14 protein-coding genes are annotated in these 15378 nt (G+C 47.1%); 5 read left to right on the top strand and 9 right to left on the bottom strand.

Going from position 1 to position 15378, the window contains the following annotated elements; translation table 11 throughout:
• Positions 1 to 2: 2 nt before the first annotated feature.
• Positions 3 to 800, bottom strand: coding sequence for an ABC transporter permease (locus ACE1CD_RS24275; protein WP_374826504.1), 798 nt, complete (start codon positions 798 to 800; stop codon positions 3 to 5).
• Positions 801 to 803: 3 nt separating this feature from the next.
• The gene (locus ACE1CD_RS24270; protein WP_374826503.1) at positions 804 to 1841 is read right to left on the bottom strand and encodes an ABC transporter ATP-binding protein; all 1038 of its coding nucleotides are present in this window, start codon (positions 1839 to 1841) and stop codon (positions 804 to 806) included.
• 246 nt (positions 1842 to 2087) lie between these two features.
• Between ACE1CD_RS24270 and ACE1CD_RS24265 the strand changes: the two genes are divergently transcribed.
• The gene (locus ACE1CD_RS24265; protein ID WP_374798033.1) at positions 2088 to 2897 is read left to right on the top strand and encodes a hypothetical protein; all 810 of its coding nucleotides are present in this window, start codon (positions 2088 to 2090) and stop codon (positions 2895 to 2897) included.
• A gap of 3 nt (positions 2898 to 2900) precedes the next feature.
• Here the strand turns inward: ACE1CD_RS24265 and ACE1CD_RS24260 are convergent, their stop codons facing one another.
• Both ACE1CD_RS24260 and ACE1CD_RS24255 read right to left on the bottom strand, forming a co-directional pair.
• The gene (locus ACE1CD_RS24260) at positions 2901 to 3428 is read right to left on the bottom strand and encodes a phycobiliprotein lyase (RefSeq protein ID WP_190464608.1); all 528 of its coding nucleotides are present in this window, start codon (positions 3426 to 3428) and stop codon (positions 2901 to 2903) included.
• A gap of 216 nt (positions 3429 to 3644) precedes the next feature.
• Positions 3645 to 4322: a HEAT repeat domain-containing protein gene (locus tag ACE1CD_RS24255; protein ID WP_374826502.1), complete on the bottom strand. Its 678-nt coding sequence runs from the start codon at positions 4320 to 4322 to the stop codon at positions 3645 to 3647.
• Positions 4323 to 4595: 273 nt separating this feature from the next.
• On the opposite strand from ACE1CD_RS24255, the gene ACE1CD_RS24250 reads away from it, so the two are divergent.
• Entirely contained in the window at positions 4596 to 7793 is a 3198-nt protein-coding gene (locus ACE1CD_RS24250) for a PAS domain S-box protein (RefSeq protein WP_374826500.1), read from the top strand.
• A 20-nt stretch (positions 7794 to 7813) separates the two neighbouring features.
• On the opposite strand, the gene ACE1CD_RS24245 is transcribed toward ACE1CD_RS24250, so the two are convergent.
• Complete coding sequence (locus ACE1CD_RS24245) at positions 7814 to 9256, bottom strand: MFS transporter (protein ID WP_374798039.1); 1443 nt, start codon at positions 9254 to 9256, stop codon at positions 7814 to 7816.
• A gap of 36 nt (positions 9257 to 9292) precedes the next feature.
• On the opposite strand from ACE1CD_RS24245, the gene ACE1CD_RS24240 reads away from it, so the two are divergent.
• Positions 9293 to 9469, top strand: coding sequence for a hypothetical protein (locus ACE1CD_RS24240; RefSeq protein WP_374798041.1), 177 nt, complete (start codon positions 9293 to 9295; stop codon positions 9467 to 9469).
• 44 nt (positions 9470 to 9513) lie between these two features.
• Positions 9514 to 10047: a phosphoribosyltransferase gene (locus ACE1CD_RS24235; protein WP_374826499.1), complete on the top strand. Its 534-nt coding sequence runs from the start codon at positions 9514 to 9516 to the stop codon at positions 10045 to 10047.
• Here the strand turns inward: ACE1CD_RS24235 and ACE1CD_RS24230 are convergent.
• The gene (locus tag ACE1CD_RS24230) at positions 10027 to 10989 is read right to left on the bottom strand and encodes an AEC family transporter (protein ID WP_374826498.1); all 963 of its coding nucleotides are present in this window, start codon (positions 10987 to 10989) and stop codon (positions 10027 to 10029) included. The genes ACE1CD_RS24235 and ACE1CD_RS24230 overlap by 21 nt on opposite strands.
• 178 nt (positions 10990 to 11167) lie before the next feature.
• Here ACE1CD_RS24230 and ACE1CD_RS24225 point away from each other — a divergent pair, with 178 nt between their 5' ends.
• Positions 11168 to 11989, top strand: a complete 822-nt coding sequence (locus ACE1CD_RS24225) for a D-alanyl-D-alanine carboxypeptidase family protein (protein WP_374826497.1) — start codon at positions 11168 to 11170, stop codon at positions 11987 to 11989.
• A 39-nt stretch (positions 11990 to 12028) separates the two neighbouring features.
• Here ACE1CD_RS24225 and ACE1CD_RS24220 read toward each other — a convergent pair whose 3' ends face one another.
• From ACE1CD_RS24220 to mrdA, 3 genes are all read right to left on the bottom strand, one after another.
• Positions 12029 to 12706, bottom strand: a complete 678-nt coding sequence (locus ACE1CD_RS24220) for a hypothetical protein (protein ID WP_374798049.1) — start codon at positions 12704 to 12706, stop codon at positions 12029 to 12031.
• A gap of 94 nt (positions 12707 to 12800) precedes the next feature.
• Entirely contained in the window at positions 12801 to 13403 is a 603-nt protein-coding gene (locus ACE1CD_RS24215) for an IS607 family transposase (protein ID WP_374826515.1), read from the bottom strand.
• 74 nt (positions 13404 to 13477) lie between these two features.
• Positions 13478 to 15304: a penicillin-binding protein 2 gene (gene mrdA, locus ACE1CD_RS24210; RefSeq protein WP_374826496.1), complete on the bottom strand. Its 1827-nt coding sequence runs from the start codon at positions 15302 to 15304 to the stop codon at positions 13478 to 13480.
• Positions 15305 to 15378: the final 74 nt, after the last annotated feature.

Here is a 15378-nt window from a genome sequence, read left to right as displayed (position 1 = left end):
CCCTATGACGATCGCTGAAAGCGCAAGGCATCGATCGACTGAGCGGTGAGAAACACCCCCAAAACAATAAAACTAGCAAAAAATATCAAACTGCTGCTATCCAAAATCCCTTGTACCAGGTTGTTGTAGTGCTTCAGCAATGATAAATAGCTAAATACTGCGCCAACCCAGCCGCCCCACATACCGGCGAATAAATCGATCATCCACAGCAGCAAGACAGCCACAAACGTGAAGATTGCCGCCAGAACGTTACTATCTGTAAGGGAAGAGATGAACATCCCTAAAGATAGTACGCTAGCGGCGAGCAAAATTAATCCCAAATGCCCCAATAAAGGTACAGCTGGCGGTACGGGGGGGTCAGCCGCACTCAAAGCGATCGCCTCATACGCCAACATCGGCATGACAATCGCCGTAAAAAATGTTAAGACTCCCAACAATTTGCCCACCGACACCGCCCAGTTGGTGATGGGCGACGTTGCCAACAATTCCAAAGTACCGCGTTTGCGCTCATCTGCATAAAGACCCATCGAGAGCATCGGCAGCACAAACAACGAAAACGAGCCCATCACGTTTAAGAAACTTTGCAAAACCAAGTTGGCAACATCGATCGGCGGTACGGTTGCGCCGTACATTCGATCGTATTCTGCGGCTTGATTAACTGTCCCCAGCAGAATAGTCATAAAAATGCAGCCAGCCACAAACCAGAATACACCCGCGATCGCATACGCCAAGGGCGAAGCAAAATAGCTCTGCAACTCCCTGCGATAGATAGCCATAATATTGGCGAGGATTATCTGCATAGTTTACTTATCTCCTTGCTCAAGAGCTTCCCTACCAATCTCGCTTTCCTGTTGTACGGGTCGGGGTTGGGGGTGAGTTTGCTCCTCGCTAGTTGTCATCTTTTCCGATGTTGTCAGTTCTAGGAATACATCCTCTAAAGTGGCGCGTGTGCGTCGCATTTCGCATAATCCCAATCCAGCCGATACTAAAGCAGCCGCTATCTCGCGACCGGGTTCTGCTCCCGTTTCCGATGTTATCCGGTAGAGAGCGCGACTTGAGGGTAGATGCTCCATCGGCATAGATTCTACCAAACGTACCCCCGGCACTGCTCTCAATCTTGCCAAAGCGGTGGCAGCATCTCCCTCTACTTCGACTTCATACCCCGAACCTTCAGCCAAACTAGCCTCCAGATTTTCCGGGGTATTAGTTGCCACAATTTTGCCGCGATTGATAATTGTCACGCGGCTACAAGTCATGCGGACTTCCGGCAAGATATGAGTTGAGAGAATAATCGTGTGGCTACCGGCAAGACTCTCGATCAATTTTCGGATCTCAATGATTTGACGGGGGTCAAGACCAACTGTCGGTTCATCCAAAATAATCACCGGTGGGTCGTGGACGATCGCCTGAGCAATTCCCACTCGCTGTCTGAACCCTTTGGAAAGCTTGCGGATCGCGACTTTGCGCTTTTCCTCCAGATTGCAGCGTTTGATGGCCGAGTTAACCGACGCAATGCGATCGCCCGCCGCTACCCCCTTAATTCGGGTGACAAAGTATAAAAAGCCTTCTACCGTCATTTCCGGATACAGCGGCGGCACTTCTGGCAAATAGCCTATTCGCTGCCGCACCGCCATTGAATCGGAATGGACATCGTACCCAGCAATGCGAGCCGTACCGCTGGTAGCCGGTAAGTACCCGGCCAAAATTCGCATCGTCGTCGTTTTACCGGCTCCATTTGGCCCTAAAAAACCGACGATTTCCCCCGGCTCCACAGTAAAGGTAACATCTTGGATGGCTGGGGTCGAGCCGTAGATTTTGCATAAATGCTCAACTTCAATCATCTGACTTTACTCCAGGAGGTTGTCAATCCCGTTTACACTATCGATCGGTTGCCATACAGGTAGCAGGTGAAGCGTCGTGGCACAAAAAGGGAAAGATAAAATTGCCTAACCTAACCACTATCGCTAATGAACGCCTGCTGTGACAAAAATAAAACTAAAACTCCGTTTATCGTTTATGAAGCTAGCTTTTAATTCGCAGGTCGATCGCATACTCCCAAATCTTAAACCAAGCCCTATTAACATTTAATGAGCGAACTAGAAAAAGGCTCTCCAGCACAAGAAAACAAAGCAGCTGCCGCCGCCGCTACGTTGCTGTTGGCTAATTACAGTTTCGACTTGGGCGGCTACCCAGCTACTGAATTGGTTGAGCGTTGGAGTAAAAATTACCCAGCCGACTGGGTGCGGCTCGCCGTAATTGAGGCACTGTATCAAGGTCGGTATAAATCCATTTCGGTCGAGCAGATTTTAGTTATCTGGCTGCGGCGCAAGCAACCCATTTACCATTTCAAGTACGAATTTGAACGCCTCGTTTGTAACAAACTACCCAAAGAACTTCGAGAAGTTTTCTTTAGCAGCGCCTCAGATGCAGAGGAGGCATCTCAGCAAGAGTTAAAACCCCTTGCGATACAAGCACCGGCAATTTCTATACCTTGCGACGATTTAATCCCCAACATGGAAGCAGCCCCTACTTCAAACCCGTTTGAAGCTTTGGTACAGCCTGTTTCAGAGGAACATACCTCCAAATCGAATATCGCCTTAGCACAAGTAAAGGAAAGTCACCCCAACCACAGCGAAAATTCTGTAGAACTCCCATCGCTACTGCCAAAGTCAGATGAGGAGAAAACTCATCTGACCAATGGCAATTCAGACTATCAGTCCAGCCAACAAAGAGAAAATCTGGAATTCACTGTATATCCTGAGTGGGGCTTCAGTCATCGACCGATTGAGCAATTCATCCCTGAAGCCTTATCCTCTGACTTCTATATCAAGCTGAAGGCGCTGGCCCACCCAGGACAGGCACACAAAGAAGGAAAAAATGGAAGAGTGAATTTTTGATGTCTAGGTTTTAGTTACTCCCATACGAATCTCCGAGCAAAAAGATGCCATACTGAAACCACCGAAACGCTTGAGTATGCTTGCTCGCAGTCGCAAGTTAGGACTGGCAAACCAGATGCGCTCTTCTGAATACATCGTTTCGTACTCGGTAATCAGTGTCATCGCATCATCACTACCGATAATGTAGCGACCAGCGACCCCTGCCTTCTCAGCATAACCGACATCCCTCAGCAACTTGCCGCTTTGGGGTGTATCCAAATCGGGTATCGGTACCAGCACTGAGGAACCTTCGTGTTTTTCGCTATCCCATTCCATTGTCCCGTCCCAAGTGACGCGAGCCCCACCCCAAGCTAACTTCGGGTCGATGTCGTACTGCTGGCACAAATCGATCACTACCGGGTCGTCTCCGGCGAGCATTTCAATTTTGATATCTGATTTGCCGCTTTCTGATTGCTTGAAGGCTAGATGGTGACTGGTGCGTTGTGAAAACCATTTGCCAGCGCTTAGCTGGAAAAATTCTTTAACATCCATGAAGCAAACTGTCTCGCGCCAAAAGTTTTTTCAATCCCAATCCCAATCTTACAAGGGGCTAGGGGTTAATGAAAGTCAAAAGTCAAAAGTCAAAAGTCAAAAAAGGGCATCGGGACTGGGGAAGCGCGAAAAGGGAGAAGGAAGAGGGAAGAGGGAGGAATTTTGACTTTTGACTTTTGACTTTTGACTTTTGACTCCCCCACTCTCGCCAATAAGCTACTCAATGGGTGTCTCCTCCAGACGTTGGAGAGAAATTTTGGCTGCTTCCGAAACTTGCGGGTGAGCATCTTTTTCCAGATATTTCAGCGCCGGAATGCTCTTGGGGCTGGGAAGATAACCTAAAGCTTCTGCTAAGCGTTGCCGTACTAACCAATCTTCAGATTGGGCAAAGCGGAGAATAGTATCGACTGCTTCTACCGCTTTGATTTCACCTAGAGCTGCGATCGCTGCTTGTTGCAGTACCACTTCTTTAGTATCTAACGCCCGAACCAATACCTCATAAGCACGCCCATCTTTGAGATTGCCCAGCGCCACTGCCGCACTGAAGCGCACCAGCCAGTCTGTATCTTCGTAGAAAGCCCGTACTAGCGGCTCAAAAGCACGATTGTCTTCCAGATAGCCCAAAGCACCAGCAGCGTCAGCGCGAATTCCGTAATCCGGATCGGTCTCCAGCAACTTCACTAAAATTGGATAGCATTCAGGTGTCTGCTTGATGCCCAAGGCAAAGACTGCCATAGACCGAATTTGTAAGTTTTCATCATCTAAAACTTTTTTAATCAAAGGTACCGCTTCCACTGCCGGGATATCCCGCAACGAGGCGAGGGCTATCATCCGATCCCGCGAAGACTTGCTTTCTAGGCGAGTTGATATTTCTTGTAACTGGGAAGGATTCATTCGCTGACCTTACACTCATTTTTTTTACAAATCTTAACATATTCTGGACAGCAGCTTGACGACAAAGCAGCCTAAATGCTAGAAGAGTCTGACCCAGAGTGTGACTGCTTGGGGAACTTAGGGATGTCAAGGAGCTAGGATAGTCTCAGAGATGGGGGAAAACTCTCCCAGTATTTTGGTATAACTGTTCGGGATAAGAAAAAAATATGTATCTATGGACTCAAGCCCGGAAAGCGTATAGATTGCTAATATCAGCTAGTCTAGCCTGATTCTATGACGAGTGTCGTAGCGGATAGTATAAGCCAGGGAAAAAATAATTTGTGTATGGAAATAGAAGGGCTTAATAATCTCCGTCAATATCGCCTGGATGATGCCACCTCAAAACCGCGATCGCAAATTCTACTAGCGGCAGAAATACAGCCGCAAGCAGAGGAGCAAATGAATTTTCAGGCATTGATTTTAGATAGTACTCCCCACGCCATCATCACAACAGATACAGAAGGAAAGATTACGTATTGGAACCGCTACGCCGAAAACCTCTATCAATGGCAAGCAGCAGAAGTTATCGGTAAAGATTTTTATGAATTAACCGCCGCTCAAATCAGCTCGCAGCAAATCGCAGCAATTAGCAATACGGTAGCCCAGCAGAATGAATGGACAGGGAAATTTTCCGTACATCGCAAAGACGGCACACAGTTTTGGGCTGATGTCAAATACTCTGCACTTAAAGAGAGTAATGGCAATCTAAGGGGTTTTTTACAAGTTTCGGTAGCTAGCAATAATAGCACGCTTTTTCAAGAGCGATCGCCACAAAGCGAATCGCCTGTTCAAATTTTGTCGGATGCAATACCGGATGCTATATTTCGCGTCTATAAAGATACTACTTTTTTGGAGTGTAAACCTCCAAAAGGCTTTACCTTAGAATTCCCTGTCAGTCAATTATTGGGTAAAAAAATAGGTGAAATATTACCAAAAAATATAGCCGATAAGACCAAAAGGCAAATCAGAAAAGCTTTAGCAAACAAACAAACAGAAATTTTTGAGTATCAGTTGCAAACTGAAGGAAAATTACGAGATTTTGAAGCTCGAATCGTTCCTACCAGCAGTGATGAAGTGGCGATATTTGTGCGCGAGATAACAGAGCGCAAACAAGCAGAAAGAGATTTAGCAAAAAGTGAAGAGCGCTATCGGATCGTTTCCGAACTGACATCGGACTTTGCCTATGCTGCAAAGATAGATTCCAACGGTTTATTTGTCACGGATTGGATTACAAATGCTTTTAGTTTTATGTCCGGTTTCAGTTGGGAAGAAATCGCAGCACGCGGGGGCTGGCAAAACCTCATTCATCCGGAAGATATGCCTATCTTTGTAGAACGCCTGCAAAGGATTCTGTGTTGGCAATCAGATGTAAGCGAATATCGGCTATTCACCAAAAATGGAGAACTTCGCTGGCTGAGAGATTACAGTCAGCCAGTATATTGCAATGACAGAAATCGCTTCCTGCTCATCTACGGCGGAGTGCAAGACATTACCGATCGCAAACAAGCAGAAGAAGCATTGCGTCAGCAAACAGAGCGGGAACGACTGCTAGGAATGATGCAAGAGCGCATCCGCCAGTTTTTAGACCTAGATGAAATTCTTAACCAAGCAGTAGCAGAAGTACGCAGTTTTTTGCAAGTAGAACGAGTAGCAATTTATCAAATAGATGAGCATAACTTTGGTAAGTTTGTGGTGGAATCAATAGCTGAAAATTGTTCGTCAATATTAGGAGTATCCTGCGAAGATCCTTGTTTTAACGAAAAATATATCCAAAAGTACCAACAGGGACACGTTTCTGCTATTGATGATATCGAGCGAGCAAATCTACCATCTTGCTACGTAGAACTATTAGCTCAAATACAAATTAGAGCTAATCTCCTAGTGCCGATCGTCTTCAACAAAAAACTGTGGGGACTCCTATGCGCTCATCAGTGTTCCGAAGCGCGACACTGGCAACCTTTTGAAATAGATTTACTGCAACAGTTAGCAACAACTGTGGCGCTTGCTATCCAGCAATCCTCACTTTTCAAACAAATACAAAAGCTTAACGCCGAACTAGAACAGCAAGTGCAAGAGCGCACCGCTGAGTTGAAAAAGGCGCTCGACTTTGAAGCCATGCTCAAACGTATCACAGACAAAGTTAGAGATAGCCTAGACGAAAACCAAATTTTAGAAACGGCTGTGCGGGAAGTAGCGGTAGGGCTAAATATAGGTTCTTGCAATGCAGCTATATACGATTTAGAAAAGGGAATTACCACAGTTTGCCACGAATACGCAGTCTCAATTCCGGCGCAACAGGGGCGTGTGGCCCATATGGCAAACTATCCGGAAATATACACTCAGCTATTAGAAAAACAATATTTCCAGTTTTGTTCTATATTTCCAAATCCCGTGCGCGGACGGGTGGCAATGCTGGCTTGCCCGATTTTCGATAACGAAGGACTTTTGGGAGATTTGTGGTTAATTAATCACAAAGAACACAGCTATAGCGAGTTAGAAATACGCTTGGTACAGCAGGTAGCAAATCAGTGCGCGATCGCCATTCGTCAAGCACGGCTTTATCAAGCAGCACAAGCACAAGTAGCAGAACTGGAAAAACTCAACCAACTCAAGCAAGAGCAAGTAGTAGAACTGGAAAAACTCAATCAGATCAAACAAGAGCAAGTGGCAGAACTGGAAAAACTAAACTTGCTTAAAGATGACTTTTTGAGTACGGTTTCCCACGAATTGCGGACGCCTATGGCTAACATGAAAATGGCGATCCAAATGCTGAAAATAGTGCCCAGCGGCGAACGACATCAGCGCTATTTGGAGATATTGAAAACCGAGTGCGATCGCGAAACAGAACTCATCAACGACCTCCTCGATTTACAGCGCCTAGAAGCATCATCTTATCCCCTCTCCCTGGCAGAATCAGTCAAGCTGGAAGAATGGCTACCCAACATTGTCGAACCATTTTACAGCCGCACTCACGAACGCGGACAAAATCTCCAAGTCGAAATGTCTGGCGAACTTCCGCCCCTAGTTACCGATCGCGCTGGACTGGCAAGAATTTTGGCAGAATTGCTCAACAATGCCTGCAAGTATACTCCGCCTGGTGGCGGGATAATTTTGCGCGTCTGCCATGACTTAGCCGGAGAATATATTTCATCCGCACAGTCTGGGCCCTGCGCTTGTGTGTCGAAGATTGTATTTGCCGTCAGCAACGAAGTAGAAATTCCCCCTGCCGAATTATCCCATGTATTTAAGAAATTTTATCGAGTTTTACAAGCAGATCTTTGGAAACAAGGCGGTACCGGATTGGGACTTGCTTTAGTCCAGAAACTCGTGAAACAAATGGGAGGAAATATTAACGTCAAAAGCGATGATGGCTGGACGACCTTTAGCATTGAATTACCAAATCGTCAATTTCCAATTGACGATTTAGAATAAAATTTTAAAATTTGAATGACTTAGCGATCGCGCTCTCTGAGCTTGTGTAAAATTTCTGCATGAACCTCGCGAGTAATCGGATAAAAATATGCCAGCACCAAACCGCAAATTAAAGCAAGAGTTGGCAGCGGGCCAATAGCAAAGCGAATAGCCAAAAGCGCAGAAGCAGGTTGAATCGGTCTGACATTTTCTGCTGTAGGTACAAGGTAACCAGCCCAATTCAAGCTTTGCAGCACCAAAGCAACTGCGATCGCCAAACATATCTTTTGCAGCAGCACAAAAAAACTATAAAATATCCCTTCCCGGCGCTGTCCCGTTCTCAATTCATCCAGTTCGATGACATCTGGCAGCATAGACCAGGGGATAAGATAAGCTGTAGAGACACCAAAACCTGCCATCACTGCCAAAACGTACATCAAGGATATTTGACTCGGCTGCAAGAAAAACAATCCCGCCTGCGCCAAAATCCACAGGCTCATACCCATAAAATAAACGACCTTTTTGCCTACCCGCTGACTGACAGCACTCCATATAAACAACGTCACAAAAGCAGTTCCCTGCACCGCAAAAATTACTTGGGCAGTTACCGCATCTGGCAAGCGCATCCAACTCGTCACAAAATAAGGAATAATGGCAGCGGTTAGCTGAACTGCCAGCCAAGAACAAAGATAAATGCCGATGACAAACAAAAACGGTCGATTGCTCAAAACAATCCGTAACTGCTCAAAAATAGGCACAGACACAGGTTCCTCTAAGTTGGGGTTTCGCGCCGCCACAGCCATAACGCGGGCGCGGATGCCAAAAATACACCAATACAGAGGCAATACCGATATCACCGCACACACTGCGCCAATTAACAAATATTGCTGGATACGGTCTTCCGGAATTAAACCGGCAATGATACGGACAAAAATGATAGACAAAATACTGCCGCCGATCGAAAAGGCAAACCGGAAGCTGTTGAGGTTAGTACGTTCGTCATAGTCTTGAGTCAGTTCCGGCGTCAGAGCGGTGTAGGGTAAATTAATAGCCGTGTAGAACGAGTTGAACAAAATCGCGATCGCCACATAGTACCAGAACAATGCCCAATCATTGGTAGCATCATTAGCGCTAAAGCGAGGTACAATCCATTGCAAAAAGAAAGCGATCCCGAAAGGAATCGCGCCGTACAGCATCCAAGGTAGCCGACGCCCCCAGCGACGGTTTTGGGTGCGATCGCTCAATATTCCCACGATCGGATCGTTAACCGCATCCCAAACTTTCCCGATCAGCAAAGCCCATGCCGCTAAACCAGCATCCAAACCGGCAACATCGGTGAAGAAATAGGCAGTATAAAATACTCCAATATTAGCCGTAATGGCCGCACCCATATCACCGGCACCGTAAGCCAGTTTAGTGCTGAAGCTGAGCTTTTCGTTCCCAGGCGTCTCCGACAAGCCATCAGAAGGGGGAGAATTATTCATAAATTTAATAAACGCTTTCATTGATAAGTGCCACTTGTGCAATTTTATGTTCTATTGCTGTCAAACGCCTTAGTTTTGTTTGGCCTTGACAGTGCAGGTAAAGGCAAAGCAGGCAGTAAAGCGACCCTTGCTTCTGATGATTCCCAGATTGGCAGACTTCGATCGGGAATCTCAAAAGCAAAAGTAGTGGTTAACTTGGCAAACTTTAGTTAAAAGATGCTTTATCGTCATTTATATCGGAAATAGCGTTTATATTTATGCCCGACCTTTACGTTTCTTGGCCAGACTACCACACCAAGATTGAACTGTTGGCCGTCAAAATCTATCAGTCCAACTGGAACTTTAACCAGATAGTCTGCCTTGCCAGGGGTGGATTGCGAATTGGCGATATTTTGTCTCGGATTTACCGATATCCCCTAGCTATTCTGGCCGCCTCATCCTATGGTGGTTTCGAGAACCGAGTGCGCGGCGATCTGACTTTTTCCTCTCACATAACGATGACAACAGACGAGCTGGGCAGCCGTATTCTCTTAGTCGATGACTTAGTAGATTCTGGGAGTACTCTGGAGCAGAGCGTTGTTTGGCTCAAACACCATTATGCCGATCGCATCGAGGAAATTCGCACCGCCGTACTCTGGTACAAAGCTTGTTCCGTCATCGTTCCAGATTACTACGTAGACTATTTACCCGATAATCCCTGGATTCATCAACCGTTTGAACCCTACGAACAAATGAGTATCGCTCAACTAGCAGCATCTTACACCGCGCCTTTAAACTCCAAACAGCCATAGCCAAAGCGGTAAAGTGAGGAAAAGTCCGCCTGTACCGAGTGCGATCGCAGTTACAGCTAAATCGCGATCGAGATTGTAAGCTTCCGCAATAATCAGCGTGGCAAAAGCTGGAGGCATCGCCATTTGCAATACGATCAGCAAATGAGGTGGGCCTGTCAAGCCCAAGCCACGCAGACCCCAACCCAAAACTAAGGGAACCAGCAACATTTTAATCGCCAAGCAAATTGATGCTTGTGGCAAACCGCGCCAAGACGATAGCTGACTCAGCCGCATCCCAATTAGCACTAAAGACAGAGATATTATCGTCCAGGCAAACTTCTGTAAGCCAAAATCGAGCCAATTCGGTAGAGAAATGGGTCTTAAAACCAGTCCCAATCCCAAAGCCCACAGACCGGGAGTTTTGAGGATTGCCCCAAGTAATTGTTTGTTAGTGCTTGCCCCCATACCAAAACGAGCGGCAAGAGCAACCCCCAACCCATAGGTTCCCAACATACTTCCCAGCAAATCGTAGAACAGCGCCCAACCGAAGTATTCCTGTCCAACTAAAGCAAGCGTTACTGGATAGCCCAGATAACCTGTATTGCCCACCATCGATGCTAATAGGAAACTGCCTTGATTCGGCTGACTCCCAGAACTGGCAGTAGCAGAAGCAGAAACAGAAGCACGATCTTTTTTGTCATCTAATCTAATGGCAGCCCAAGCAAGTGCCGCTCCTAGCAGAATTGCAGCCCAAGCTGCCAGAGGTGCGATCCAAATTGGCCCGGATAGGTTGGTTCCGCGCAGAAAGGCCACAATAGCAATCGGAGCTCCGATCCAAAACAGAAAGTGACCTAAATAAGTGGGGAAGTTTTTGGGGAGGATACGGCCTAGCAACCATCCCAGGAACACTCCTCCACCAAGGGGCGTATATAGTTCTAGAAGTTTAATTTCCGGACTGGGCATGGTATTTGAGGTTAAAAGCAAAAGTAGGGGTCAATGTTTAAATGCCTCAAGATCTCAAAATTCTAAAGTTTTACAGTTTCACAACTTTTCTGACCGATGACCGAGACCGATCGCGAATCTAAGACCGTTACAATTTTTATGATGTTCGGTTTTAATCTTAAGTGCAGGAGTGAATGGTGTGGATAACGCCAGCTTGTCTGGAAAGCCGTCGAAAGTAGCAGCTCCCTCGACAGAAGATATTCCTGAAGCTTTGCGGGAAACCCAGTTTCCATCACAAGAGCGTCGGTGGCAGCGAGTCTGGCTGGTGGCATTATTGGTGGGATGGGGAGCGTTTGCCCTTTTTATCGGTTTGTGGTTTGCCAGTTTGTCTCAATCCTCTTCTGGGACGATGGCTCAAAAGAATGAAACAGAACCGATCGCCAAACCCAGTCAAACGCCCACAGAAGCTGTCAATACTTCTGCAAGCCAGCCGGATATCATCTTGGGACAGGCGGGACACTTTGCCTACAAAGAAGCGCTCCCGCAAGACCTTCAATCTGTATCGGTGGATAATCGCATTAAGCTACGCAAAAGTGCTGCTCAGCAATTTAACGCTATGGTGGCAGCAGCTAGGGCGCAGGGAGCAATATTAGTCCCTATTTCGGGATTTCGTTCGGTAAACGAACAGCAACACCTGTTTTTTGACGTTAAAGCGCAACGGGGGCAGGTGGCAGCAGAACGAGCGAGTGTGAGTGCGCCGCCTGGTTACAGCGAACATCATACCGGCTATGCGATCGATATTGGGGATGGTAGAGTACCTGCAACCAACCTGAATCCTAATTTTGAAAATACTGCTGCTTTCAAATGGCTGCAAGCTAATGCAGCTCGCTATAGCTTTGAGATGTCATTTCCCAAAAACAATTCTCAAGGCGTCAGTTATGAGCCTTGGCATTGGCGCTTTGTGGGCGATCGCGACAGTTTAGAAACTTTTTATAAAGCCAGAAAATTACAAAAAAATTAAGGGGTTAGGGGTTAGGGGTTAGGGGCTAGGGGTTAGGGGTTAGGGGAAGAGGGAAGAGGGAAGAGGGAAAATATTAATTCTTCCGCTCCCCCACTCCCCCACTCCCCCACTTCCCCGCTCCCCCACTCTCCCCTCTTTCATACGCGATAAAAAGCCGATCGAAGTCATCTCATCAACCAAGTTCCTAATCTTGTCCCTCATCCGTGCCGCCGCCTTTCTCATTCTTTGTCGTTGACGACTCGAAGAACTGCGTGCAATTCGGCTCATTAAGCTATCGAGATGCTGACATAGCCTAGCGATTCTACTCATATCGCCTTGACCGATTTCCATAAACCTATTGCCGTCAAAGCCAGTGAGGAAAGTACGAACTCCTGGGTCTAAAGCGATAATTCGCTCTTTTCCCGAAGTTGGTTTCGACTCCCTTTCTTCTAAGAACACTGCAAACCACCCCACCTTAGTTTTAATTAACTGAGTAGCGAACTTAGTAGTACTTGGTAGTGGTTCACTGGAAATACAACCCATTTTTTTAGTCAAGTTAGGATACCACTTACCCGACTTGTAATTAGAGTTATTGAACTTGATTGTCTGTCTCGGTGCTTGACAACTCCTGAACTTACAATATGGAGATGCTAGATACGCTTGATGAGCATCAAAAATAGCATTCTGCCTGATATGACACGGTGCATCTAGGACCCATTCTGGCAAATCGGAGTTCATCACGATGTTGCGAAGTTTGAGCTTTGTCGTTCGACCGTTCTTTTTCTGATATGCAATCGCCTGATTAAAACAATATCGACAAGCGGCTAACCATCTATTCCATTCCTTTTTCAGATTTAAATCGGGGTAGACTTGGATCTTCTTTGAGCTGAGTTTTATATTTTCTGAGTCCGGAGAGTCGGCTACTGAAACAGTGGAGGATGGCGAGGATATCCTCAACCATTTCTGTTTCTGGAGATAAGTTTGTTTCGTTGAGAACCAGGATGGAGCACCCATATTGAGAACAGAACCACTCGTAGAAATCAAACCCGAATCTGGCCAGCCTGTCCTTGTGAGCGACCACAATGCGCCCGACAGTTCCCTGCATGACTCGTTCCAATAAGGCAAGAAGCCGCTTCCTTTTGAAGTTGAGTCCACCCCCGACTTCGCTAACAATCTCTGCGTCTGGGTAGAGATGGGAGATAGCGGCAATTTGTCGATTGAGGTCTGCTTGTTGGGCGCGACTGGAAACCCTTGCGTAGATGACTGTAGACCGAACAGATCCAGACTTAGCTGTGTAGCTTTGAACGTCGTATCTTCGCTGACCGGAAGGGGTTTTAATCGCTTGGATCTTCCCTTCTTTTTCCCATCGGGAGAGGGTACGGAAGTGGACTCCGAGTTGCTTGGCGGCTTCTTTCGGCGTGACATACTTAACGATATATACTATCCTCTAACTCATCCTGGTAGTATACCGCGATTAGTCACTTTGTACCGTGTTTTTAGTATTAAGATTCATCTCCTTCTTTTGACTGGCTTAGTGGGAGCAACCTTACCGCCTCCCTTCAGACGAAAGTAAGCCTCCATAACTTTCAGCACCTTTGGAGCTCCGAACTTGCCACCACCACCGCCGGAATGTTCCCCAAAAACCACCACAACAATCTCCGGATTGTCTATGGGCGCATAGCCACCAAACCAAGTGTGGGTTAGTTTACCGTGGGCTACTTCAGATGTGCCGCTCTTCCCCGCAGCAGGAGGAATAGTTGGTGAATTCAGGGCTGCGCCGGTACCGCCACTTACTACTGCCCTCAGACCCTGGCGCAGGACTCGCACCGTTTCCGGTTTCAGGTTCAAATCTACCCGCCAGTTTTTTGAATCCTCATCATCTTTGAGCAGGTGGGGCTTAACTCGGTAGCCACCGTTCGCGGGAACAGCAAACATCACAGCCACTTGTATGGGTGTGGTTTGGAGAAAGCCCTGACCGATGGACATATTCACTGTATCGCCTACAGTCCACTCATATTTCATCCGCTTCAGCTTCCAAGCATTATCGGCTACCAAACCGGCTACTTCTTCACTCTCCAATTCGATGCCGGTTTTTTCGCCAAAGCCATACCGTCGAGTCCAGTCGATCAGGGCAGGCCCACCGGTTCTCATCCCGATTTGATAAAAGAATGTATCGCTACTCCACTTCAAACCGCCCACAAATCCCAAAGCACCAAATCCTGCGTGGTTCCATTCTCCAAAGGAAATTCCACCCACCCTAAGAGCTGGATAAGTTCCCAAAACTATGGTAGAAGGAACTTTGCCCGATTCGATGCCAGCAGTGGTAGTAACAATTTTAAAGGTACTGGCTGGTGGAAAAGCTTGTAAGGCGCGGTTGACAAATGGGTGGTTTGCCTTTTGCAGTTCCTGCCATGCTTTCTGGCTGATCCGAGGTGTGAACAAATTAGGATCGAAAGCGGGACGGCTAACCATCGCTAAAATCGCTCCGTTATTTGGATTCATTGCTACAACCGCACCTCTGTGATTGCCAAGAGCAGCTTCTGCCGCTTTCTGCAAATCGAGATCGATGGTTAAATGCACGTCTTCACCGGGTTCTGACGGTTTATCCCCCAAAATACGCAAAATCTGGTTCTTGCCGTCCACCTCCACCTGCTGACCGCCCCACGTTCCCCGCAATTTTTTCTCAAAAGCTGCTTCGACGCCCATTTTACCGACGACATCTCCGAGTCGATAGTCATCGCCTTTTTGCCTCGCCTTAGCTAACTGAAGATCGTTCATTTCACCGGTGTAACCGAGTACGTGGGCTGCCACTTGTTTATTGGGATATACCCGCGCCGGTTCTATGTCTACTTCTACTCCTTCGAGTTGCTGTTGGGATTCTTCCAGCGCTACTATTTTTTCCGGAGTGATGTCGCGCTCGACTCGTACTAGGGTGGGATTGTTCTCCCCTACTTGTGCTATACGCTTTTCAATATCTGCTTCGGGAATTTCCAGGATCTCGGAAAGACGCTTGCGTGTGCTAGGCCAGGATTTTTGCTTGCGTATCAACGGCCATAAATAAACTGAGCGGGAAAGACGACTGCTGGCAAGGATTCTGCCTTTGCGATCGAAAATATTACCCCGTTCGGGTTGTTTGGGAATGATCCGAATCCGGTTGTTCTCAGCTAGTTCCCGATTGCGTTCTCCCTGGATCAGTTGCAGGTAGGCAAGACGACTGCCAATCCCTCCTACCATCACCAATGTAATGACTAGCATCACAAACAGGGACTGGTAATTTCGTCCGACCGTGCGGGTCTTTGATTTACTGTCTAGCGAGGAAGACCAAAGCAAGGTCATACGGCAGTACTCCTAAGTCTTGAGTTCCAAAGTTTTGAAATTTGAGTATGAAGGGGGCCAGTGCGTCCGGCGTC

The sequence above is a fragment of the Aerosakkonema sp. BLCC-F183 genome (assembly GCF_041929145.1).
Lineage (GTDB): Bacteria > Cyanobacteriota > Cyanobacteriia > Cyanobacteriales > Aerosakkonemataceae > Aerosakkonema.
This window is presented reverse-complemented; position numbering and strand designations above follow the sequence as displayed.